18 protein-coding genes are annotated in these 23,610 nt (G+C 43.8%); 8 read left to right on the top strand and 10 right to left on the bottom strand.

Annotated features, from left to right (window positions below):
- Positions 1-158: 158 nt before the first annotated feature.
- The 8 genes from MHN79_RS14455 to aspA form a co-directional block, all read right to left on the bottom strand.
- Positions 159-1,943, bottom strand: coding sequence for a protein-disulfide reductase DsbD (locus MHN79_RS14455; RefSeq protein WP_239173452.1), 1,785 nt, complete (start codon positions 1,941-1,943; stop codon positions 159-161).
- Between the two features lie 102 nt (positions 1,944-2,045).
- Positions 2,046-2,534 carry an arginine repressor gene (locus MHN79_RS14450; protein WP_239173451.1) on the bottom strand — a complete coding sequence of 163 codons (489 nt, stop codon included), beginning with the start codon at positions 2,532-2,534 and terminating at the stop codon, positions 2,046-2,048.
- A gap of 339 nt (positions 2,535-2,873) precedes the next feature.
- Positions 2,874-3,884 carry an ornithine carbamoyltransferase gene (argF, locus tag MHN79_RS14445; protein WP_160932105.1) on the bottom strand — a complete coding sequence of 337 codons (1,011 nt, stop codon included), beginning with the start codon at positions 3,882-3,884 and terminating at the stop codon, positions 2,874-2,876.
- Positions 3,885-3,975: 91 nt separating this feature from the next.
- Positions 3,976-4,887, bottom strand: a complete 912-nt coding sequence (gene arcC, locus MHN79_RS14440) for a carbamate kinase (RefSeq protein WP_160932107.1) — start codon at positions 4,885-4,887, stop codon at positions 3,976-3,978.
- Between the two features lie 40 nt (positions 4,888-4,927).
- Positions 4,928-6,148, bottom strand: coding sequence for an arginine deiminase (gene arcA, locus MHN79_RS14435; protein ID WP_239173450.1), 1,221 nt, complete (start codon positions 6,146-6,148; stop codon positions 4,928-4,930).
- A 507-nt stretch (positions 6,149-6,655) separates the two neighbouring features.
- Entirely contained in the window at positions 6,656-8,101 is a 1,446-nt protein-coding gene (locus tag MHN79_RS14430; RefSeq protein ID WP_239173449.1) for a YfcC family protein, read from the bottom strand.
- Positions 8,102-8,477: 376 nt separating this feature from the next.
- Positions 8,478-9,785: an anaerobic C4-dicarboxylate transporter gene (locus tag MHN79_RS14425; RefSeq protein ID WP_239173448.1), complete on the bottom strand. Its 1,308-nt coding sequence runs from the start codon at positions 9,783-9,785 to the stop codon at positions 8,478-8,480.
- Between the two features lie 154 nt (positions 9,786-9,939).
- Complete coding sequence (gene aspA, locus MHN79_RS14420) at positions 9,940-11,388, bottom strand: aspartate ammonia-lyase (protein ID WP_160932115.1); 1,449 nt, start codon at positions 11,386-11,388, stop codon at positions 9,940-9,942.
- Positions 11,389-11,682: 294 nt separating this feature from the next.
- Here aspA and MHN79_RS14415 point away from each other — a divergent pair, with 294 nt between their 5' ends.
- Together MHN79_RS14415 and MHN79_RS14410 are read left to right on the top strand one after the other, a co-directional pair.
- Entirely contained in the window at positions 11,683-12,174 is a 492-nt protein-coding gene (locus tag MHN79_RS14415) for an FxsA family protein (RefSeq protein WP_239173447.1), read from the top strand.
- Between the two features lie 318 nt (positions 12,175-12,492).
- Positions 12,493-15,123: an ExeM/NucH family extracellular endonuclease gene (locus MHN79_RS14410; protein WP_239173446.1), complete on the top strand. Its 2,631-nt coding sequence runs from the start codon at positions 12,493-12,495 to the stop codon at positions 15,121-15,123.
- A gap of 48 nt (positions 15,124-15,171) precedes the next feature.
- Here the strand turns inward: MHN79_RS14410 and MHN79_RS14405 are convergent, their stop codons facing one another.
- Entirely contained in the window at positions 15,172-15,552 is a 381-nt protein-coding gene (locus MHN79_RS14405; RefSeq protein ID WP_239173445.1) for a hypothetical protein, read from the bottom strand.
- Positions 15,553-15,687: 135 nt separating this feature from the next.
- Complete coding sequence (locus MHN79_RS14400; RefSeq protein ID WP_239173444.1) at positions 15,688-16,629, bottom strand: MBL fold metallo-hydrolase; 942 nt, start codon at positions 16,627-16,629, stop codon at positions 15,688-15,690.
- A gap of 159 nt (positions 16,630-16,788) precedes the next feature.
- Here MHN79_RS14400 and MHN79_RS14395 point away from each other — a divergent pair, with 159 nt between their 5' ends.
- From MHN79_RS14395 to astA, 6 genes are all read left to right on the top strand, one after another.
- Complete coding sequence (locus tag MHN79_RS14395; RefSeq protein WP_239173443.1) at positions 16,789-18,213, top strand: ATP-binding protein; 1,425 nt, start codon at positions 16,789-16,791, stop codon at positions 18,211-18,213.
- On the top strand, positions 18,210-18,884 hold the full coding sequence (locus MHN79_RS21000) for a response regulator (protein ID WP_239173442.1): 675 nt from the start codon (positions 18,210-18,212) through the stop codon (positions 18,882-18,884). Before MHN79_RS14395 ends, MHN79_RS21000 begins: the two co-directional genes overlap by 4 nt.
- Positions 18,885-19,024: 140 nt before the next feature.
- Positions 19,025-19,612 carry an aminodeoxychorismate/anthranilate synthase component II gene (locus MHN79_RS14385; RefSeq protein WP_239173441.1) on the top strand — a complete coding sequence of 196 codons (588 nt, stop codon included), beginning with the start codon at positions 19,025-19,027 and terminating at the stop codon, positions 19,610-19,612.
- A gap of 158 nt (positions 19,613-19,770) precedes the next feature.
- Complete coding sequence (locus MHN79_RS14380; protein WP_239173440.1) at positions 19,771-20,667, top strand: hypothetical protein; 897 nt, start codon at positions 19,771-19,773, stop codon at positions 20,665-20,667.
- A gap of 506 nt (positions 20,668-21,173) precedes the next feature.
- Entirely contained in the window at positions 21,174-22,388 is a 1,215-nt protein-coding gene (locus MHN79_RS14375) for an aspartate aminotransferase family protein (protein ID WP_239173439.1), read from the top strand.
- Positions 22,389-22,575: 187 nt separating this feature from the next.
- Positions 22,576-23,595, top strand: a complete 1,020-nt coding sequence (astA, locus tag MHN79_RS14370; RefSeq protein WP_239173438.1) for an arginine N-succinyltransferase — start codon at positions 22,576-22,578, stop codon at positions 23,593-23,595.
- Positions 23,596-23,610: the final 15 nt, after the last annotated feature.

Below are 23,610 nucleotides of genomic sequence, written 5' to 3'. Positions count from 1 at the left end.
ATCAATTAAAGGTTGGCTTAATAAGATTATTGTCGGCTTTAAGGGCGTGAACAATCTCCATGCATAAAAACTCTGAACTATATCGGGTTTTCTGCTCAATCAAGAAAATACGTGGCTGTGGCCGCCAGCTCAAGAACTGGCGGCGACTTTACTTTGGTTTATAGACGGTGTGTATCAAGATGTTGTAAAAAAGGCTCAGCTGCCATAAATCCAGTGATTCTTGCACTGGGGATAGGCTGTCCGCTTGCATCCCAAAATTCTATGGTGGGTAGCCCGAGAACCTTCATTTTTTCCAGTAGCTCAATGTCTTGCGGCAGACTTTTGGTTACATCGGCTTGGAGTAATACAAAGTCTTTCAGTTTGTTTTCCACATCGGATTGATGAAAAGTGTACTTCTCAAATTCCTTACAAGCCACGCACCAATCGGCATAAAAGTCGAGCATTACAGGTTTGCCAGCCAGTTTGGCGTTGGCAAGCTGTTGGTTAAGCTCCGCCACATTTGCTATGCGAGTAAATTGGATACTTGGTTGCGGCTGTTCAATATGTCCACCACGCCAATAGGTTAAAACTGGCTGCGCCGACACGAATAACCCGAGTATGGCAATGACGCCAATAGTACTTTGTTTCCATCCACCTAATGGTAAGGAATTCTTGATGTGATACAGCCACGCAAATGCTGCTAGCCCGAGTAATGACCACAATCCTGTTGCCCAAACTTCAGGCATGATACGTTCTAGTAGGAATATGGGCGCAGCTAGGAGAATAAACCCAAACAGTGTTTTGACTCTATCCATCCAGTTACCCGCTTTAGGCAGCAGCTTATTACCAAATACAGCCACCAGCATCAATGGGATCCCCATGCCTAGTGCTAGTGCATATAAGGCGACACCTCCTGTGACTAGATCGCCACTTTGAGCGACGTAAAGTAAAGCGCCGGAGAGCGGTGCAGTGGTGCATGGAGAACAAACCAGCCCTGATATAGCGCCCATTGCAAATACACCGAATGAATTTCCACCTTTTTGCTTGTTGCTTAAGTTATTGAGCCAAGTTTGAACACTGCTAGGTAGCTGAATGGTATAGACACCAAACATCGATAAGGCTAAAGCGATAAATAGGACGCTCAAACCAATCAGTACATACGGGTGCTGCATCGCTGCTTGAAATTGTAGTCCAGCAGAGGCGACGACCAAGCCAAGTAGGGTGTAGGTGAGGGCCATGCCTTGCACATAGATAAAGGCCAGTCCAAGTGCTCTGCTGTGATTGAGCTTACCGCTACCAAGCACAATACTAGTCAGAATAGGGTACATGGGCAAAACGCATGGGGTAAAAGCAAGCCCTATACCAAGTGCTAAGAAAAGTAGTGGCGTCCACCAGTTATCGCTTAGGCTGGTGGCTAGATTAGACTCCTGTGATGTTAACGGGGTTGGGGCAGCATTCGCTTTTGCTAGCTTGGCTTGATTTGCTGGCTCTACGGTGTTGTTACTTGTAGAGTTAAAAGGTGTTAAATCCACTATGCGAGTTTCTGGCGGGTAACAGAAACCAGCTTCAGCACAGCCCTGATACTGCACGATAAGCTTGGCTCCATTTTGGTAATCTGCTACTGGAACTTCAATAAATAAAGGCTCAGTATAAATATTAACTTCACCAAAAAATTCGTCTTGATGTGGTGTGCCATCTTTTATGTTGACTGCATTCAGCGTAACGTTTTCGCCATTAATGGATAACTTCTGCTGGTAGAGGTAATAGCCCTTTTTGACTTGCCAATCGAGAAAGACACGATCGTCTTGTTGAAACGCATTGAATGGGAAGGCTTCATCGACAGGGACAAAGGTATTAGCTTGGTTACCGAAACTGGGTGTCGATTTAGATTGCTCAAAAAGCGCCATACTAGGCGCTGAAAAAACGGTCAGAGAGAGCAAAAAAAGCGATAAAATGGCACGCATACAGAGGTCACTTAAGTCAAATTTTGTTCATTTTAACTCAATCAGACAGAGAAAAGTGGTATTAAGTTTCAAGCTTAGTGAAATATTTATTTTATCAGACAGTTAGGCTATTCCTAATCTAGCCCTAACTACCCTTTCTGTTTCATCAATTTGTTGTATGTCTTTGGGGATCACTAAGACAGTATCGTTTCCTCCGACCGTACCAAGAATATCAATATGTGGGTCTATATCGACCAATCGAGCGACCAGTTGAGCACTGCCTGGGTGTGTTTTCACGACGACCATCGATTGGTTGTGAGTAATGAATTCAATCTGTGAGGATATAGAAGACTCAATACGTACGGGAGCCGTTTCTACTGTAATGCAATACACTTTTTTACCACAAGCATTTTGGACTTTGACTACGCCAAGTTGTGACAATAAACGCGAGACAGTCGACTGACTAATACCAATAAAACCAACATCAACCAGCGCCTCTCTCAGTTCATGTTGAGTCGAAAAGCTTTGTTGTTGAAGTAGTTTTTTACAGGTTGTAACCAGGGTTTTGTCTTCATTTTCTTCAACTGAGTGTGGGCTAAGAGTTTCACTCATGAGAATTCCTCAAAAAGAATGGTGTAAAGTTGTTCCCTATGGCTTTTAGTGCTTCAATCCGTTGAAGTACCCTAAATACTCAATTGTCACTTCTATGGTGAGTTTGGTTTCGGGTCATATTACCACCAAATAAAGTGTGTCTTTTTGAAAGTGATCACCAAACAAACAACCAAGTTTTTAATAGGTTTATTGCTAGTTGAGGGACTATGTGGGGTTTAGCGACCAGTCATGGTTGAGACGTGCTCTTATAAAAAAGAGATAGGGGCTCCCATCAGGATGCCCTCTATCTCTTATTTGATGAAAATATCTAGTTAAAGCTGCTATTTTTGGGTGATAGCATTAGTCTCCTAGGGTTGCGACCATCACAGCTTTTATGGTGTGCATGCGGTTTTCTGCCTGATCAAAAACAATCGAGTAGTCCGATTCAATCACGTCATCAGTGACTTCACAGCCTTGTTTTAGTTCAGAGTATTCATCTGCCAGCTGTTTACCAATTTTGGTATCTTCACCATGAAACGCCGGTAGGCAGTGCATAAATTTCACATTCTGGTTTTGAGTGGCTTTGAGGGTTTGCATATTAACTTGATAAGGCAGCATTAGAGCAATACGTTCTGCCCATGCCTCCTTAGCTTCCCCCATTGACACCCATACATCGGTATAAAGGAAGTCACAACCAAGCACGCCTTCATTAATGTCTTCGGTTAAGGTGATTTTTGCGTTAGTTGATTGGGCTATTTCACGGCACTGCGCAACTAAACTCTCATGTGGCCAAAACTGTTTTGGCGCTACAAGACGGATGTCCATGCCCATTTTGGCTGCGCCGACCATAAGAGAGTTGCCCATATTGTTACGAGCATCTCCCAAATAGGCAAATGTCATTTGGTGAAGTTGCTTACCACGGCCATGTTCCATCATGGTTAAAAAGTCAGCCAGTATTTGGGTTGGATGAAACTCATTGGTCAGTCCATTCCAGACAGGCACACCAGCATATGAGCCTAACTCTTCGACGATCTCTTGACCAAAACCTCTATATTCAATCCCGTCATACATGCGTCCTAGCACTCTGGCGGTATCTTTCATCGACTCTTTGTGGCCAATCTGAGATCCTGTAGGGCCTAAATAAGAGACTTGTGCACCTTGGTCAAAAGCGGCAACTTCAAAAGCACATCGAGTGCGAGTTGATGTTTTCTCAAAAATTAAGGCGATATTCTTTCCTTTCAATCTAGGCTGCTCATAGCCATTATATTTGGCCTTTTTGAGCTCTATGGAGAGGTCGAGAAAATGTTGTATCTCTCTCGGAGTGAAGTCGAGAAGCTTTAGGAAGTTGCGGTTACGAAGATTGAAAGCCATAGTGTATTCCTTATTGTTCGACGAGCGCTCTGTTAATAATCAGGCGCAGTGATTAACTTATTTGTTTACGACGATAGTGATACAACTTGAATTAACCTTGAGTGATAGAAGTCCCTGCGAGGCCCTGAAGAATGCGTAAACCGTCTTCTAGAGCGCCAATACCCACCACTTTTCCTCCCTGTTTAATAAATTCGCATGATGCTTGAATTTTTGGTGCCATAGACCCTGGTTCAAATTGATATTGGCTTAACTCGCTTGGTGTTGTGTTGCGTATTGCTCGCTGACTACTTTTACCCCAATCATGATAGACGGCATCTGCATCGGTTAAGATGAGCAAGGCATCAGCGTGTAACTGTTTTGCGAGCAAAGCCGCTGACATATCTTTATCAATTACCGCTTCGACACCGACTAACTGCCCATTATCATATTGGACTGGAATTCCCCCACCGCCAGTACATATTACCAAGTGGCCATGTTCAATCAGAGTAGTAATCGCTTGATGTTCGATGATCCCTGTTGGTTCTGGGCTTGGGACTACGCGGCGAAAGTGCTTACCGTCAGGTTTGATGGTCCAATTATATTTCTCAGCCAGTTCTCGCGCCTCATCCTGAGTATAAATCGGCCCAATGGGTTTAGTGGGATTAAGAAAAGCAGGATCTTTTGGATCCACCGTCATTTGGGTGAGCATGCAGGTCGCATTGATGTCTGGCATCTGGTTCTTAAATTCTTGCATTAGCATATAGCCGATCATGCCTTGAGTTTCGCTCCCTAGTACATCAAGCGGATAAGGGGCAACTTGCTTATATTCTAAGCCTTGCAGCGCCAATAAACCTACTTGAGGGCCGTTTCCATGTACGAGCACGACTTTGTAGTTTTGAGCGACTTCGCAGATAGCCTGAACAGCAATTTGTATGTTGTGACGCTGAACACCTGCTTCTAAAGGCTCGCCGCGGCGAAGGAGTGCGTTGCCACCAAGTGCAATGACGACAGTTTGTTTGTTCATGATGTGATCTCCCAATTTAGACATTGATAGGTGTTAGGACTTAAATGCCGTCACGCTCAATAGGGCAACTCATACAACGAGCTCCACCACGGCCTCGCCCGAGTTCGTCACCGGGGATAGGTAACACGGTAATACCTGCTTTGTCGTATTTTTCATTGGTGTAGGTGTTGCTTTGGTAGCCAATCACAACTCCAGGTCTGACAGTCAGAACATTATTCGCATCATTCCACTGCTCTCGTTCCGCATTAAAGTTGTCTCCCCCTGTTGTGATGAGGTTAATCTGACCAATACCAAGAGCCTTTTCTATCGCATGGACAAAGTTGTTTTCTTGTTTTACATTGACCTTGCCTGACTCATCGCCGGTTAATTGCCAGCATTTGATATCGTTGCGCATCACTTCTGGATAGATTGAAAAAGTATCTTCGCGCATATGGGTCATGACAGTATCAAGGTGCATGCAAGAGCGATGTTTGGGTAACTCCATCGCAATGACTTGTTTGGCTTGATTGTGTTTGAAAAGCTGTGAAGCTAAATGCTCGATGCCTTGAGGCGTTGTACGTTCAGACATTCCGATCAAAACCGCGCCTTTACCAATCACTAAAACATCCCCACCTTCTATAGTCGAATTGTCATACTGAATTTCTTTATCGCCGAGGTATTTGATGAAGCTTTGCTGAGCAAATGTTGGATGCCAGCGGTATATTGCTCTGAGATGATTCGTCTCTCGTTGGCGTGCGGTTTTGGCCATTGGGTTTATCGATACGCCGCCATATACCCAGCAGGAGGTATCTCGGGTAAATAAATGATTGGGCAATGGCTCAAGGATAAAGTCTATCGGCTGGTGAAGGCCTTGCATCATGGAAGAAGATTGAATGGGCATTTCAGCATAAGACAAGCCACCAGTGAGTATCTTAGCCAGTTCTATGTTGGGTAGATCTCTTAGGTAACAGCGAACGTCGCCAGCAAATGTCTGCCCTAGTCGGTAATCGGATACCTGACGCGAGAGCAGCCAATCTTTTGCTTCTGGTACTTGGAGCGTTTCAGAGAGTAAATCGGTTAGAAACAGTACTTCAACATTTTGCTCAGATAAAGTCGTGGTAAACACATCATGTTCTTCGCCAGCTCGCTCAACCGCTAGCACATCATCAAACAGTAAATCATGGCAGTTTGAAGGGGTTAGGTGGGTCAAAGCGCGTTTGGGACGATGAACGAGAACGCGGCGCAACTGACCAATTTCGGAACCTACGTACAAGTTATTCATGCTCAACTCTCTCTGGTTAAGTTCTGGCGTGTTGTGTGCTCAGAATGGAGTGATTTTTGTTTGGCTGAAATTCATAATACGCCTGTTACTGAGGGCTTCTTAGAAGGTAATCACAGTTTATGTTTTATACATTATTGTCTTTAAGGCGAGAGCTTTAACAATATCTATGCATGTGTTTAATACTTGTTAATGCTCTGAATATACATAGAGATGGGAAATTTATTCACCGATTTAAATATGATGATAATGGGAGGTGATTATTTAGGAACAATATTCAAGCGAATAGAAATTGAAAAGAAAAGTTTAAATTTAATCTATTCATAAGAATCTAATAGATAATTAATCATATGGACTTATTTAACTTTTATTAACATAAATTCTTTCGATAAATATGACTTGGTTCACGTTAAACAATAATGATTGAAGTGATGGTGATATTTGTAAATCTACCGACCATTGATACTAAAAAAGCCGCTTGATTAAGCGGCTTGGTCGAGTGAGAGCTTTTTATATCATGGCACCAATACTTATCATGATAACGCAGAAGATGGTAAGTATACCCAGCAGTGGTGCGACCCACTTTATCCAGCGGATATATGGGATACGTGCAATTGCTAGTCCTCCCATTACGACCGCAGAAGTAGGTGTGATTAAGTTGACCAATCCAGAGGCTGATTGGTATGCGGTAATGACAAGATCTCGTCCTACTCCCGCAAAGTCGGCCAGAGGCGCCATGATCGGCATGGTTAGCACGGCAAGCCCTGAGGTTGAGGGAACAAGGAAAGAAAGTAAAATTTCTAAAAAGAACATCACATTGATAAACACGACAGAGGATAAACCTGTTACCGTTTGCTCAGCAGAGTTTAGAATCGTGTCTGTGATCATTCCGTTATCCATCACAACCACGATACCACGAGCAATACCAATAATAAGTGCTACGCCGAGTAAGTCACGCGCACCATCAATAAAGTTATGGATAAAATCTTCTTCACTCATGCGTGCAACCAAGCCAACTAACATAGCGGCAGCAAGGAACATGGCTGATATTTCGGCCATCCACCACCCAGCAACTGAAACACCATAGATCATGACCGCAAAGGAAGCGCCAAATATGCATAAGATTGCCTTACGGCGGCTTGTAAACTCAAGAGACTCTTCACTGCGCTGAGCAAGAAACCTCTGTTTATTTTCCTCATATTTGTCATAAACAATGGACTTGCTTTGATCGCTGCGTACTAGACGCGCATAACGCATAACATAGGCAACGCAGATAAACCAGCCAATGATTAATATGGCTGCGCGTAGCAGTATTCCATCAGTGAACGGTATGCCTGATGCGTTAGCTGCTATGACAGTGGCAAAAGGGTTAATGGTTGAGCCAAGCACACCAATGCCTGCTCCGAGTAATATGGTTGCGGCAGCCACAACAGGATCAAAGCGTGCGGCCATCATGACCGGAACCAGCAGAGAATAGAAAGGCAATGACTCTTCAGCCATACCATAAACCGTGCCACCTGCAGCAAATAACGCCATCAATATAGGGATCATCATCTCTTCTCGGCCGTGCAAGGCATGAGTGACTCGCTCTATCCCAGCATCAATGGCACCTGTTGCCGTGACAAGACCAAGAAATCCACCCATAACCAGAATAAATAGAGAAACATCGATGGCAGCCGCTTGGTAACTTTGGTGATCGTAAAAGCCATCTATAGGTGCAAGAAAGACATCCACTATGCCTTGCGGATTGGCTTCGACGGTTTGGTATGTCCCAGTTATGGGCACTTCACGGCCTAAGTCTTGGTTCATCTCGCGCTGATATTGACCTGCTGGGATCACCCATGTAAGCAGTGCGACGAAGGCAATTAATATAAAAAGTATGCTGTAGGCGGATGGAAACTTGAGTCTGGCAAAGAAGCCCATTTTTTTGCCACTTGGATCAGTTTGTGCTGTCATGATGACCTCCTAACTTCTATTTGTTAAGCAGTAAATAGAAGTCAATTAAGAGTGGTATATTTTATATAGGTATAAAAACCTTACCCATTCTAATAATTATGACCGATATTATTTTTGTTGTTCTTCACAAAAGTATTATGTGATAAATTAAGCTAATAATATCTGATGATTAAAATTTTATTTTAATCGAATGATTATGTTCTAGAAATAGTTTTTATATTGAATGTAATAGGCTTAATGATTTAAATAGATAAAACTATTCATTATTTAAGCGCTTTTGAGAACAGTGATATATATGATCTAAGTCAAGAGGTTACTTGTCTAAAAAGAGGCATTTGTCATGGAGGTATTATACTACCTCCATGTTTGACTTAACCTAAATAAGGATGCCTCCCAAGGTGAAGCCCAATGCAACAGCAGAAGTGATAGTCACAACGCCTGGGATAAAAAAAGGATGGTTAAAGACATAACTGCCGATCCGAGTCGAGCCTGTGTCATCCATTTCTACCGCAGCGAGCAAGGTTGGGTAGGTAGGTAGGACGAATAAAGCACTGACGGCAGCGAACGAAGCGATTGCGGTGAGCGGCGCGACACCTATTGCTAGTGCTGCTGGCATTAAAGCGACCGTGGTTGCCCCTTGAGAGTAAAGCAGCATGGAAGCAAAAAATAATACAATTGCTAGCATCCACGGATAGTCACTCAATAACCCCCCGGCCACCTCTTTAATGCCTTCCACATGAGCGTTGACAAAAGTAGAGCCCAGCCATGCCACGCCAAGAACGCAAACACATGCAGTCATTCCTGAGCGAAATGTCGACGCGCTGGGGATTTTTGAAGCATCAATCTTAGTGAAGAGCACAATTGCTGCTGCTGCGGTTAACATCACCGCCATAATGGCTTCGTTGCGCCCAAGCGCTGGATCGGTAATCAGGCCTACTGACGTTGAGATTGCAGCTGCGTAGCACACAACAAATGCAATCGCGATGAGGAATATATACGTCGCCGTTTTAGCGGTTGGTAAAATGTCACGCTGTTTTTGCGGTGCTAGCTTAACTAATCCTTGCTCTAAACGCTGTTGGTAGATGGGATCATCTTTTAACTCACTGCCCATGAAGTTGGCAACAAATGCACCTATCATGCAAGCGATGAAAGTGGTTGGGATACACACTGCAAGTAAGGTCAGATAATCAACCCCTTTTGGCGCGAGCATGGATGAGAATGCAACCACAGCGGCGGATATAGGCGAAGCAGTAATTGCGATTTGTGATGCGACAACGGCAATTGACAATGGCCTAGATGGGCGAACGCCTTGACCTTTGGCCACTTCGGCTATAACCGGTAGGGTAGAGAATGCCGTGTGACCTGTACCTGCCATCAAGGTCATTAAAAAGGTTACAATGGGCGCATAAAAAGTTATCCGCTCTGGGTGCTTACGAAGAAAGTTTTCCGCTAATTGAACCAGCCAATCCATACCACCTGCAACTTGCATTGCTGCAATGGCAGTAATGACTGACATTATGATCAAGATGACATCAACGGGTATATAAGTCTGACTTGTAGGCACACCCAGAATAAATGACAGGGCAATAACGCCAGCGCCGCCAGCAAAGCCAATCCCAATACCACCAATGCGCGCTCCGAGGAAAATGAACAGCAAGACGACAAATAGCTCAAGCATAATCATGGTAGATACCTCTTATATTTTTTAACTTTTTATACTTGGCCGTTAAAGGCCATTATTTCGAACTTTAGAAAGCGATTGATTTAATCCGCTAAAATATTGTGGGATTAAATTTTCTGTGCAAAAAAGGGCCTGCTTCGGCCCTAGTCACGTTTTGTTATTGATAGCGCTTTGCTTTGTATTTGGGATGCATGAAGTTTTCGACGTTTAGGATATCATCGAGTTCTTCTTCGCTGAGAAGGCCTCGTTCAAGCACGACTTCTCGCACACTCTTGCCTGTTTCTGCACAGATTTTACCGACAATATCGCCTTCATGGTGGCCAATGTATGGGTTGAGGTAAGTGACTATGCCAATGGAGTTGTAAACGTATCCCTCGCACACTTCTTTATTGACTGTGATGCCATCGATACACTTGTCGCGCAGATTAATACATGCATTTGCAAGCAGAGAAATGGACTCAAACATGCTCTGAGCAATCACGGGTTCCATGACATTAAGCTGCAATTGCCCACCTTCTGCTGCAAACGAAATCGTGTTGTCGTTACCCAGCACTTTAAAACACACTTGGTTGACCACTTCAGGAACCACAGGGTTAACTTTAGCGGGCATAATTGAAGAGCCAGCTTGCAGCTCTGGTAAGTTGAGCTCATTAATACCAGCGCGAGGGCCAGAAGATAGAAGACGCAAGTCGTTACAGATTTTAGACAATTTAACCGCGAGGCGTTTTAGTGCGCCATGAGTCATGACATAAGCGCCGCAGTCTGAGGTCGCTTCAATAAGATCTTCCGCTGGTACCACATCCAACCCAGTAACCTGTGCCAAATGCTTCACTGCCAATTGTTGGTACCCTTGCGCGGCATTGAGACCAGTACCAATTGCCGTCGCGCCTAAGTTAATTTCAAGCAAGAGTTTGGATGTGTATTCAAGAGCACGGATCTCTTCATTTAAAGTCACAGACCAGGCATGAAATTCTTGTCCAACTGTCATAGGCACAGCATCTTGAAGCTGAGTACGGCCCATTTTTAGTACGCCTTTAAACTCTTTGCTCTTAAGTGCAAATGCGCCTTTTAAGTATTCTATTGCTTCGATAAGCGTCTGAACACTGTTATAAACCGCGATACGAAAACCCGTTGGATAGGCGCAGTTGGTCGACTGGCTCTTATTAACGTGATCATTAGGGTTGATAAACTGATATTGCCCTTTTTCTTTGCCCATGATCTCCAATGCAACATTGGCAATCACTTCATTGGTATTCATATTGACCGAGGTTCCAGCCCCGCCTTGGAACACATCCGATGGGAACTGATCCATACATTTTCCTGTGTCTAGGATCAAATCACACGCTTCAACTATGTATTGAGCGATTTCTTTGGGCAAAACACCAAGCTCGCTATTGGCAAGCGCGGCCGCTTTTTTGGTCATGACCATGCCACGAACAAACTCAGGCACATCGGAAATGGTCACGTTAGAAATATTGAAGTTCTCAATTGCGCGCAAGGTATGGATGCCGTAGTAAGCATCAGCGGGAACGTGTCGCTCACCGAGAAGATCTTCTTCAATACGGGTTGCATTCGCTGGGTGTAGGGTATCATTTAGGCTAGCCATGATAGGATCCTTAGATAATTATTCTGATGTAAATGAAAATGCTCGCCATTCTGCAACTTAAGAATCCATTCGTCAGAGTTTTTTGGCTGTAAAATACGTCCTGACTTATGGGGCTCATGATACTTCACTCAGCGGATAAAAACGCTATCTTGATCACTTTTTTTATTTTTGCTTTGTTGAATGTTTTTAAACGCTAAATTGGGTTTAAATTGCCATAGCGCTGTGAATTTTTGTCGCTTTCGTTTGAGGTTTGGCAAGCTTTGAGCTTACACTAGTGCCAACAAAGGAGGGCATGTGTTTGCTATCGTATTCTTAATATTTGTATTGGTTCCTGTTATCGAGATAAGTTTGTTTATCTCAGTAGGCGATTATCTTGGCTTATGGCCAACCATCGCCATGGTCTTTTTGACCGCATTTCTGGGGGCCTCTTTAGTGCGTAGTCAAGGATTACAAACCTTACTCTCAGTGCAAAGCAGGCTTAAGCAAGGAGAGCTACCGGCACAGCAAATTCTAGAAGGTGTGTTGCTTGCTGTCGCTGGGGTGCTACTTTTTATTCCAGGCTTTTTAACTGATACGCTGGGTATGATAGTTCTATTGCCTGCGCCGCGCCGTGCTTTAGCTAAATATCTGATGACCAAAATGGTGGTAAAAGCCTCCGCAGGCTTTGGCTCTCATCAGTTCCGGCAAGATGGCTTTGGCCACAACCAAGATGGTGATGGCCATACGTTTGAAGGTGAATACGAGCGCAAAGAAGACGACAACAATAACCACCTTAATAAGCCCTAACCTTGAGATGGACGCTAGTGATTAGCGTCCGCTCCACTCTTGAGCCTTTATTCTAGTTGCGCTCGAAACTCTCTTCTTTGTTGATATCTAGCTCGCAAATTTGCAACCAGTATTTCAATTCAGTTTAAAGTTTGACGCTTATCCAAATATTCATTTTACCTATGGGATCGAAATCTCAATGTCATGGAATGTTGTTTTTAGTTTCATAAAAAACATCAACACTGGTCCAGCTTTATAAGTCTTTTCTCAACAGGAAAAGGGAATTGAAACGCGCTTTCTATACCTAGATAACAAAGGAAGCGACGCAAGGTGGACAGAATGAAACAAAAACTCACTCCAACTTTACTTGCAGCAGTGGTCGCAAGTGTTCTCTCTACGCCAGCAATGTCTGAGATCATTATTTCTCAATACGTCGAAGGTAGCAGTAATAATAAAGCCATTGAAATTGCTAATACTGGCGAAGTTTCGGTCAAGCTTGATGGTTACAGTTTGGCTAAATCAGTTAATGGTGGCGGCAATTGGGATAGCAAGCTGTCATTAGACGGTAAAGTTATACAGGCGAAAAGCGTTTTAGTGATTGGCCATTCACAGTCAAACGAGGACATTAAAAACCTCAGTAATTTTCTAGACAATGATGTACTTGGCTTTAACGGTAATGACCCAATTGCGTTACTCAAAAATGATCAAGTTCATGATGTCATTGGTGATATGGGCGGAAATAATTTTGCCAAAGATGTTACCTTAACGCGTAGCCAAGATGATTTTTCTCCTTCTTCTTATTACCAAGCCTCAAATTGGCTAGAATCAGATAAAAATGACATTCAAGGTTTGGGTGAGCTTAATGGCGGTCAAGTGCCAGAACCGTTTGTTTGCGAGCAAGATGGTGGTGAACCAGTCTTTACTTCAATTCAAGAGATCCAAGGTGAGGGAAGTCGCTCTCCATTACTCAATAATGGTGCCTTCATTTCAGATGATGAGGTGTATGTAGAAGGCATAGTGAGCGCCGTCACCAGCAGTTTGACCAAAGGCTTTTACCTGCAAGCGCTTAACGATGATGGCAACCCGAAAACCTCAGAAGGTCTATTTGTTGAAACCAACCAATCTCAGTCTGAGCTTAAGCCAGGCGATCTAGTCTGTGTTAAAGGTAAAGTTCAGGAAAACTACCAGCAGACGCAGTTAAAAGCAGGCAAAAATACTTGGGTTAAGCAGGGAGAGCATACACCGCCAGTTGCAACTGAGATTGATATTTTGGCCGATGATGCCAGCTTTGAACAAACCCTTGAGCGCTATGAAGGTATGCTGGTTAAAACAAGTGCAGATCTAGATATGCGAGTGACGCGCACCTTTGGCTACGATTATGCGGCGAGTCGCAACAACATGGTACTGGCGCAAGGAGGCATCAATATGCATCCTAACCAAGCTTTTGCTGCTGGTTCAGATAAGGCTAAGCAGCAAAGCAAGGACAATAGCGAGCGACGTTTATTTATTGAATCTGACCATAAAGCGCCCAATGGCGTGATTCCTTATTACCCAGAATTTGGGGTAACCGATGCTGACCAAGATGGCTCGACCGAAGATTATATTCGCATTGGCGATACTATCGTTGGGCTTGAAGGGGTGCTGAGCTACAGCTATGGCGACTATCGCTTAATTACCACCAACACCTTAAGCAAAGACAATTTTATTCGCCGCTACCCACGGACTCAGCAACCTGAGGTTGAAGAAAAGGGCGATTTAAGAATCGCGACCTTTAATGTGCTCAATTATTTCAATTCTCCTTTTGGTGGAGACACTAACCCCAATGGCGGCAATCGAGGCGCCAAGACCTATCCTGAGTTTGAAATTCAGCAAGCCAAAATTGTTAATGCCATTTTGCGTCTGGATGCCGATATCATAGGTTTAATGGAAATTGAAAATAATGGCTTGGGGGAAAACGGCGCCATTGGCCAGCTTGTTGAGCAGTTAAATCAGCAGATTGATAACAAAAAAGATCGTTATAAGTTTGTCGCCCTTGATACCAATGGTGACGGTATCAAGGACAAAAATGATTATATTGGCACGGATGCGATTACCACAGGGGTGCTGTATCGTTCTAAATCCGTTGAGTTTCAAAGCTCACGAGTCATTGAGATGCCGAGCCAACAAGCCCCAGAAGTGCTTGATGATGATGGCAAGGTGATTGAAGATGGTAAGAATTACCAGCGCAATACACTCGCCCCTACCTTTAGGATAAAAAGCAAAGACCAAAAACAAGACGCAGAGGAACGTATCACTGTTGCGGTTAACCACTTTAAATCAAAAGGCTCCAAATGTTGGGAAGACGCTGCGCCAATCGATGAAGGTGGTCAGGGTGGAAAAGACGTCGATCAGCAAGGCTCATGTGAGAACTTTCGCGTTGCCGCCGCAGTGGCATTAGGAGAGGCGCTTGAAGATATTCCTGGTCATAAAGTGATATTGGGCGATTTAAATGCTTACGGGAAAGAAGATCCCATGCTGGTTTTAACCGATTACAGCCAAAAGCAATATGGCAAAGTAATTAAAGCGGCGCGCAATACCTATATTGATGGCGTTGAGCAATTTGGCGATCAGGGTGAGATCATTCATCACAGCTATGGCTACGTTAATGCGGTGGCCGCAAAGCATTCAAATAATTGGAGCTTTTCATATAATGATGAAGTGGGCGCACTTGACCATATCTTGATAAGCCCAAGTCTTGAAAAGTATGTGGTCGATGCCACTGAATGGCATATTAATGGCGGTGAATCGGCCCTGTTTGAATACAGTGATAGATACACAGGTGATTTGCCAAAATATACCGACCACTTTCGCTCGTCAGATCACGACCCAGCGGTACTTGAACTGGCAATCGAGTCAGAAAAAGGCGGTTCATTTGGCCTTGGCGCTATCTTATCTTTATTTGGCCTAGCTCTATGGCGCAGACGTAAATAAGGCTCGCTGTAAAATAAACCCCGCCACTGCAACCAGTGGCGGTTGATGTTAGGAGTCGTAAAGATTGGTTGGCGCTTCGGTTTCGCAGCGCTCTAAATCATAGTCATAGGTGACTGCACCTTTGCCTCTAAGTGCTACTCTGACTGTCATACCGCGCTCTAGATACCAGCGTAAGTCTTCACAGGACATACGATAGCTAAGCTCATTAGTGTGCACTGGATCCCAGCGAAAGTTCCCTGATATATACTTAGTGTAATAAATCACACCGTTATCGAGCACTTTGAAGTCTTCTGCCCCTTTGAAGTTTTTTCTCGCTTCCTCAATGGTTTGTTGTGAGGCTGTGGTTTGAATATTTTCTACTGAGGTAGTTTGACAGGCACTTAATGCAAATACAGTAAGGCCAGCCACTGCGATATGTTTTAATGTCATTTATAGTTCTCGTTTATTTACCACTTTTTGCTAAGTGGCAAATTATAGAGATAAGCATTATCAATGGGTAGTGATTATTCTATAAACGATCGAGTAATCATCGCCAATATGCGATGATTGTGCACAGTCTCAAATTTAGAACCATTTTGCACCGGGGTCTTGAACGCCAAAAGAACCCGGGAGGGCAAAACCTAATCCCTTGCCTTTATAATTTGGAAACAAACGAAACATTTCTGCGACCACTTGGGTAACGCTGGTGGCTTTTTTACCATTAGGAAGCGGCTGCTTACCTTTTATTAGCGCCTGAGCAATAGACAAGTAATGGATATTTTTATCAGCTAGATCTTGGATATTATCGCTGTAGCCGTTGTGCCCAACAAATACATAGTCGTACTCGCTGTACTTGAGCTTGAGTTCTTGAAGAGTTTCTATCCAATTGGTTAGTTCATCCGTGTCATCATGCGGAGTGTACTCGCGAATATAGTTATAAGCGTCGACATAGAGTAAGTCGCCAACGAAAAGCCCTTTCGCGCTTTCAATTGCAAAATAGCTATTATGATCGGTTTCGGCATTGTCTATGGTGTGAAAATCATAGATCAAACCATATAAACTGGCTTTGCCTTTCAGCGCTGTAACTGGCATCTTGGTAATGGCGTGAAACTTGTCACTTTGATTGAGATCAGCAGCTACATAGGCCTCGGCATAAATCACCTCAATGTTATCAATTTTGTCTAGATTGCCGTAGTGATCCGAATGATCATGAGTGATAATGGTACTTACAGGCTTACCAATCAGCGTTAGGTAGGCGTTGATGTCTTCACCAAACTGCGGATTTTTTCCCGTGCCCGTATCTACCAGCATACTGCCAAGTGCGCTCTCAATGATGGTTGCCGTATAGCCACCTTTATCCCTCAATACATGAAACCTATAGTGATCACCAGTAATCACTTTGACCTCTCTTGAGTTTAAGGTCGCCTGATTGGGTGGCGGTGAAAAAAGTTGCCACTTTTGCGCTGCATGGCTCAGCGTTGGTATTGCTAAAGCGATAACCATTAAGATGACTTTCAACATTGGCATAAGATTGTTCCTCTGATTGTTTGATTTGTTAATATGGGAACAAAGCTAAAGGCTAAATGTGCACGCAGTGAGGAGCAAATGTGCAAGTATTGTGAAACTTATCATTTGGTCCATATTCAATACTGGTGTTGATGTTTATATCGCGGTTAAGATAGGGGTATGAATCAAGTAACCCAGAAAAAAATCACCTTTGGCAGGTTTGCCAGTATCCGTTGGAAGCTGTATTGGTTTGTTGTGCTTATCGCAACGTCTGTTGCTCTGTCTATGTATGGTGTGATGCAGTGGAGTGTTGACCGAGGCTTTTTAAGCTATGTTAACCAGCGTGATATCAGCAAAATGGATAAGCTCATTCCTGAGTTAGCAGGTTTTTATCGCCATCATAGAAGCTGGCAGGACTTTGTGGATAAGCCCCAATTGTGGCAAAAGGTGCTCGATGACTTTCTGTTTGAAGCCTCCGATGAGAAAGAAACCTCTAACTACTACAGTCACAGCGGTGAGATAACCCACCGCACCTTGTTATTTGATGCGCAAAAACAGCAAATAGCGGGTATTGCCTATGATGAGCACGAGCCCTGTTTTAAACCAATTCAACTAGATAACAAAACAGTGGGTTATGTCGGTCTTTTACCAAGAGAGTCATTAACGGAATACAATGATGTGGCTTTTCTTCAGTCGCAGCAACATGGGTTATTTATTGTTACAGGCCTAGTAATTTTGGGCTTTGCTTCTTTGGTGTTACCCCTTGCGAGCTCTTTTGTTCGACCGATTGAAAAGTTGCGATTTGCGATGGAGAAACTGGCTAAAAACCAGTCGCAAGCATCGTTAGTGATCAAGCAAAAAGATGAACTTGGCCTTTTAGCACAGGACTTTAACCGTTTAAAAAACCTACTTGAACAGCAAGAGGAGCTGCGCAAGCAATGGCTAGCCGATATTGCCCATGAGCTGCGCACCCCAATTAGTGTCCTTCAAGCTGAACTTGAAGCGATGGAAGATGGTATCCGAGATTTTAACCAAGAGAGTATTCACTCGCTAAAATCAGACTTGCAGCGTTTGACCCATGTGGTGAAAGATCTTCACTATCTTGCTCTTGAAGATCTTGCGGCGCAGGAATACCAACGGTCGCCGCTTTGTTTGGCTTCTATTGTTGAGCAAGCTATCGCTCGTTATCAGCAGCCCTTCGGCGATAAAGGCATTCAAATATCACTCGATAATGGGCTTGGCGAAAACGATCTTATCTTGCTCGATTTAGAGCGTATTTACCAACTGGTGAACAATCTTTTGTCAAACTCACTTAAATATACCCATAGCCCAGGTAAATTAAGGGTGAGATTAGAAGCTGTGGAAGATGGAGTAGAAATGATATGGCAGGATTCGGCGCCAGCAGTGCCTGATAAATCGTTACCCTTACTCTTTGAGCGTCTGTATCGAGTTGATAGCTCAAGAGACAGAAACCGCGGCGGCTCTGGACTTGGCTTATCGATTGTTAAAGCCATTGTTGAGCGTCATGGCGGCGTAATCAGTGCCAGTCACAGTGAATTAGGCGGACTAAAATTGGTGGTAAGACTGCCTAAGGGAAAAGCGTGAAGCAACAGGTTTTAATTGTAGAAGATGAAGTGAAACTTGCCGATCTGCTGGCAGATTATATTGAACATGCAGGCTATTACCCCACCACTATGTACACCGGCGATCAGGTAGTCACTTGGGTACAAGACAACCAACCCGCTATGGTGCTATTGGACCTAATGCTGCCAGGTATAGATGGGCTTGAAATCTGCAAAGCCATACGCCAGTTTTCCAATGTACCTATTATTATGTTAACCGCAAAAGTGGAAGAAATTGATCGCTTACTTGGCCTAGAGCTGGGCGCTGATGATTATATGTGTAAGCCCTATAGCCCAAGGGAGGTAGTGGCCCGGGTTAAAGCTGTGCTCAGACGCTCACAAGGGTTGGAGTCGCCCGCTACAACTGCCGCTTTGCTACATTTGCAGCCCGATGCGTTCAAAGCCAAATTTTGTGGCCAAGAAGTCGCGCTGACAGCGATAGAGTTTAAGCTTGTTCATGCCATGGTGACCCAACCTGAACGAGTGTTTAATCGCCAGCAATTAATGGCTGAGATTTATGATGATCACCGCATCGTTAGCGATAGAACTGTGGACAGCCATATTAAGAAAATCCGCAAGAAGTTTGAGAGTATTAACCAAGACTGCCAGCCTATTCAGTCCATTTATGGGGTGGGCTACTGCTACCGAGCATAAAATTCGCAAGCAAGTCACCCAAGCAAAGCTCGCTAGGTGGTTAAATAACAGAATCTAGTTTCAGTTAATCCTTGCCTTTCGGCTTTGGTAATGCACAATACCGCCTCATATATGCGATTTATCAAAACCATTTAATAGCTATGCTGCTGATCATCGATAACTACGACTCTTTTACCTACAACTTGTATCAATACTTTTGTGAGTTGGGCGCAGAGGTAAAGGTGGTGCGTAACGATCAAATTAGCCTTGAAGAGATTGAAGCGCTCAATCCCACTCACTTGGTGATATCACCAGGTCCATGCACGCCGAACGAAGCAGGCATCTCACTCAGCGTGATTGAACACTTTGCAGGTAAATTTCCTATTTTGGGCGTGTGCTTAGGCCATCAAGCCATTGCGCAAGTGTTTGGTGGTCAAGTAGTGCGCGCACGTCAGGTGATGCATGGTAAAACATCCGCCATTCGCCATAATAACCGCAGCGTATTTACCCAGCTCAATAACCCACTCACTGTGACTCGCTACCACTCGCTGGTGGTAAAAAATGACAGCTTACCCGATTGCTTCGAACTGACCGCATGGACAACGCGAGAAGATGGTTCAATGGATGAAATCATGGGTTTTCAACATAAAGCCCTGCCTATTGAAGCGGTTCAGTTTCACCCTGAATCAATCAAAACCGAGCAAGGTCACGAGTTACTGGCTAATTTTTTAAGCCGTAAATCACTATAAGACCAAGGTTTGATAAAAACCAAGACTTAATCCATCTCAGCTTAACCTTATGTATTTGTAATTTTTATAAATAAATATTAATCATTTAATATTGATATGTATAATAAGCAACTTGTCTATATGCATTTTGTTTTTCTTATTTATGTGAAAGGTTTCTAATGACAAGTCTAAAAATATCTATCTTACCTCTAATTTTGGGCGCCGCAGTATCAAATGTGGCCATGGCGCAAACAGATTGTTCAAACTACGGTGACGATTCTCAGCGTATTGAAAAAACTGTGAATTTTGAGCCAGCTTTGGAATTACATCATAACCACAGATATTGGAATCGAGATTGGAATCATGCTGATAAGGTTGACTTCGATTTCGGCTATTCAAATATTGATAATATAAATGATGTTATGATTACGGTAAGTACTAGAAACACCCATGCTTTATGGGGAAGTGATAAATTATTTTTTCCTATTGAAGGTATGCAGTCTGTGGTTGACTATTGGCGTGGCAATGGGATTGCCTATTTTGAAGCGTATCAAGATACAATGAGAGAGTCATTGAGCCCTTACGAGACATATCCCCATAGTGAGGAATATCGTAGTGAGCTTAAACAGGGCAAGTTGAAATTAGGCATCCTTTATGTGAATAATTCGGCTAGCAATAATAGTGATTATGCTATCGAAGTGAAAAGCGTTCAAGTTAGCTTTTGTGGCGTGGTTAAGGATGACATAGCGGCTAATGACGATAGTCAAAAACTCGATGCTGCGCGCAACAACCTATTGACTGAGCAAGGCGAAGCAGTTCAGCACTATCTTGATGCGAATATTACTTACCGAGCAACAGTGACAGGCGCGGCAAGCGATCAAAACGGAAATGCGATATCATCAGTGAGCGTTAATTACATCGACCCGCGCTCACAAAAAAATATCACTAAGCAGCTTAGCGATAATCAAGAGTATTACCTTCATAGCGATGGCCAAGTGTCTTTGTATTATACCAATGGTAATGAGCACAATACTGGTGGGCACACAGTGAAGTTAGAGCGTGTTAACCTAGATTAATCCGTTGTTACTTGTTTATCGAATCTGAGAGCGGTTTTGCTCTCAGAACTTAAGCTACATTTGATATAAGCGTTAAGGTATTTGCAGCCATGGCGCTTGATACCTCGCCGCTTTCCCCATTTCGCCCCCGATTAAAAACCTGATAGCGATCACTTTTTTTAACATTTATTTCATGTTTTATGCTGAGAATATGTTGTGAAAAACTATTCGTTACCCCTTTGAGCTTTAACATCTCAAGCCTGTAATTACCATGTTTAACGACAGCTTATGTTAGCTATAAGAATATATTGCTTCATAAAAGCAGTGACTTAGTGCATAAATACTCAATGAAAGTGAGGGGTTGCCTATTCATGGTTGAATAAAAAGAATAATTCACTATTGAAATGGTTAATTAAATGTAAATACAATGCCGTAATTGCTCATATGCAAAACAAAATGTGCTTTCATTAATAAGAAGGCAAGGATGCAAAAATTGCCTGGCATGCGGTATTGAGAGGGAATGTGCAATGACAGTTGAAAGTAAAGTAGAACGCGGTTTGTTTGATGAGGTCATGGTACCTTGTTATAACCCGATGGAAATGGTGCCTGTTAAAGGTGAAGGTGCACGCGTTTGGGATCAGCAAGGCAAAGAGTACATCGACTTTGCAGGTGGTATTGCGGTGAGCTGTCTTGGACATTGTCACCCAGCTATGGTTAATGCTCTAACAGAGCAAGGTCAAAAGCTTTGGCATTTAAGTAATGTTATGACCAACGAGCCTGCGCTGCGTTTGGCGAAAAAACTCACCCAAGTGAGCTTTGCAGACAAAGTGTTTTATGCCAACTCAGGCGCAGAGGCCAACGAAGCTGCGCTTAAGCTTGCACGTCGCTATGCTGCAGATAAGTTTGGTCCGGAGAAATCTGAAATTATTGCCTTTAAACAAGGCTTTCATGGCCGAACTTTCTTTACCGTTACCGTAGGTGGACAAGCAGCATACTCTGATGGCTTTGGTCCCAAACCGGGTGACGTGACCCATTTACCGTACAACGATATCGAGACCTTACGGGCGCATATTTCAGATCGCACTTGCGCGATTATGATGGAGCCTCTTCAAGGAGAGGGGGGCATCATCGCGCCGACCGACGAATTTGTACAAACGGTTCGTGAACTGTGTGATAAGCACAACGCGCTGCTTATTTTTGATGAGGTACAAACAGGTAACGGCCGTACGGGGCACTTTTATGCTTACCAAGGCCTTGGTGTGACCCCAGATATTTTGAGTACAGCAAAATCACTTGGTGGCGGTTTCCCAATTGGCGCTATGCTCACCACTGCAGAGCTTGCTGAGCATCTTAAAATTGGTACACACGGCTCAACCTATGGGGGTAACCCACTTGCTTGTGCAGTCGCTGAAGCTGTGGTCGATATCGTCAGCGACCCAGAAACACTTAAAGGTGTTGCTGAGCGCGAAACATGGTTTAGAGAAGGGTTAAACAAACTCAACGAAAAATATCAGATGTTTGCTGAAATTCGAGGTAAAGGTTTGTTACTCGGTGCAGCGCTCAATGACGAGTGGCAAGGCCGAGCGCGAGATGTGCTGGTAGCCGCTGGTAAAGAAGGCCTGATGGTTCTGGTCGCGGGTACTAACGTTGTTCGCTTTACACCATCTTTGGTCATCACTAAGCAAGAAGTTGAAGAGGGTTTATCAAGGCTTGATAAAGCTCTAGCAACACTAAGTAAATAATTAAGAAACACGGAAGATCGTCCTAGCGGGGCGATCTTCTTTTTTCAGTTCCACGCATTAGGTATTCCCAACACTAAGACGATCCTCGGCTCTTAAATCCTATAACCTGTTGTGAATGCTATTTGGCTAGATATGAGCCAAATCTTGATGAACGTGGCGCTGACCTATGCATCAGGAGGGAATATCGATGCTAGTTGTTCGCCCGATAACAATGTCGGACTACGATGCTTTGCATACTTGCGCCGTCGAATCTGGACATGGATTTACATCACTTCCGGTCAACGAAGAGTTATTGACCAACCGTATTACACACTCTGAATACAGTTTTTCCAAACCCAATGTCACCGAGCCTGGTGATGAAGGCTATTTAATGGTTGGGTTTGATAGTGAAAGTGGCGAGGTAGCAGGGTGCACGGGTGTCGAAGCTTCCATTGGTTGGGATGTGCCATTTTATTCTTATCATATCAGCACCATAGTTCACTCATCGCCAAAACTTGGGGTCAATAATGTTGTAAAGCTGCTGACTTTTGGTAACAACTACACAGGTTGCAGTGAGATTTGTACTTTATTCCTAAGACCTAGCTTTCGCGGCGGATTGAACGGTCGGTTAATGTCAAAGTGTCGGTTTTTGATGATGGCCGAGCACCCACATCGTTTTTCTAAAACCGTATTTGCCGAAATGCGCGGGGTGTCTGACGATGAAGGTAACTCACCATTTTGGCAATGGTTACAAGAGCACTTTTTCTCCATCGACTTTACCATGGCAGATTACTTAACCGGTATTGGCAAAAAAGGCTTCATTGCCGATCTGATGCCTAAGCTGCCGATTTACATTAACTTGCTCAGTAAAGAGGCCCAAGAGGTCATAGGTCAAGTACACGAAAACACCAAACCTGCGCTGCGCTTACTTGAAAAGGAAGGATTCACTTGTCGCAACTATGTCGATATTTTCGATGGTGGTCCATCGGTTGAGTGTGATATGCGCAATATCGAATCTGTACGCCACTCATTCCGAGCAAAAGTATCGATTGCGCAGCACTCTAGCTCGCAGGATTACCTAATCTCAAATACTTCTTTTGAGCATTTTAGAGCGGTAGCGACTAAGGCTGCATATGATCAGGCCTCTGAGTCTGTCATTTTATCCCCAGAAGCGGCTGAGGCTTTGCAAGTTAAGCAAGGTGACTATGTTCGCATGTTGGCCCAGTAATTGAGAGGAATAATC

Origin of the sequence: Vibrio sp. Of14-4, assembly GCF_022347625.1 — a bacterium.
GTDB lineage: Bacteria > Pseudomonadota > Gammaproteobacteria > Enterobacterales > Vibrionaceae > Vibrio > Vibrio pristinus.
The sequence above is the reverse complement of the archived record's forward strand: the minus strand, read 5'-3'. Positions and strand labels throughout refer to the sequence as shown.

What these genes read in the sequence shown, in the direction of transcription:
- MHN79_RS14455 (WP_239173452.1), bottom strand. Translation starts at nt 1,943, where the DNA reads ATGCGTGCCATTTTATCGCTTTTTTTGCTCTCTCTGACCGTTTTTTCA.
- MHN79_RS14450 (WP_239173451.1), bottom strand. Translation starts at nt 2,534, where the DNA reads ATGAGTGAAACTCTTAGCCCACACTCAGTTGAAGAAAATGAAGACAAA.
- argF (WP_160932105.1), bottom strand. Translation starts at nt 3,884, where the DNA reads ATGGCTTTCAATCTTCGTAACCGCAACTTCCTAAAGCTTCTCGACTTC.
- arcC (WP_160932107.1), bottom strand. Translation starts at nt 4,887, where the DNA reads ATGAACAAACAAACTGTCGTCATTGCACTTGGTGGCAACGCACTCCTT.
- arcA (WP_239173450.1), bottom strand. Translation starts at nt 6,148, where the DNA reads ATGAATAACTTGTACGTAGGTTCCGAAATTGGTCAGTTGCGCCGCGTT.
- MHN79_RS14430 (WP_239173449.1), bottom strand. Translation starts at nt 8,101, where the DNA reads ATGACAGCACAAACTGATCCAAGTGGCAAAAAAATGGGCTTCTTTGCC.
- MHN79_RS14425 (WP_239173448.1), bottom strand. Translation starts at nt 9,785, where the DNA reads ATGATTATGCTTGAGCTATTTGTCGTCTTGCTGTTCATTTTCCTCGGA.
- aspA (WP_160932115.1), bottom strand. Translation starts at nt 11,388, where the DNA reads ATGGCTAGCCTAAATGATACCCTACACCCAGCGAATGCAACCCGTATT.
- MHN79_RS14410 (WP_239173446.1), top strand. Translation starts at nt 12,493, where the DNA reads ATGAAACAAAAACTCACTCCAACTTTACTTGCAGCAGTGGTCGCAAGT.
- MHN79_RS14405 (WP_239173445.1), bottom strand. Translation starts at nt 15,552, where the DNA reads ATGACATTAAAACATATCGCAGTGGCTGGCCTTACTGTATTTGCATTA.
- MHN79_RS14400 (WP_239173444.1), bottom strand. Translation starts at nt 16,629, where the DNA reads ATGCCAATGTTGAAAGTCATCTTAATGGTTATCGCTTTAGCAATACCA.
- MHN79_RS14395 (WP_239173443.1), top strand. Translation starts at nt 16,789, where the DNA reads ATGAATCAAGTAACCCAGAAAAAAATCACCTTTGGCAGGTTTGCCAGT.
- MHN79_RS14385 (WP_239173441.1), top strand. Translation starts at nt 19,025, where the DNA reads ATGCTGCTGATCATCGATAACTACGACTCTTTTACCTACAACTTGTAT.
- MHN79_RS14380 (WP_239173440.1), top strand. Translation starts at nt 19,771, where the DNA reads ATGACAAGTCTAAAAATATCTATCTTACCTCTAATTTTGGGCGCCGCA.
- MHN79_RS14375 (WP_239173439.1), top strand. Translation starts at nt 21,174, where the DNA reads ATGACAGTTGAAAGTAAAGTAGAACGCGGTTTGTTTGATGAGGTCATG.
- astA (WP_239173438.1), top strand. Translation starts at nt 22,576, where the DNA reads ATGCTAGTTGTTCGCCCGATAACAATGTCGGACTACGATGCTTTGCAT.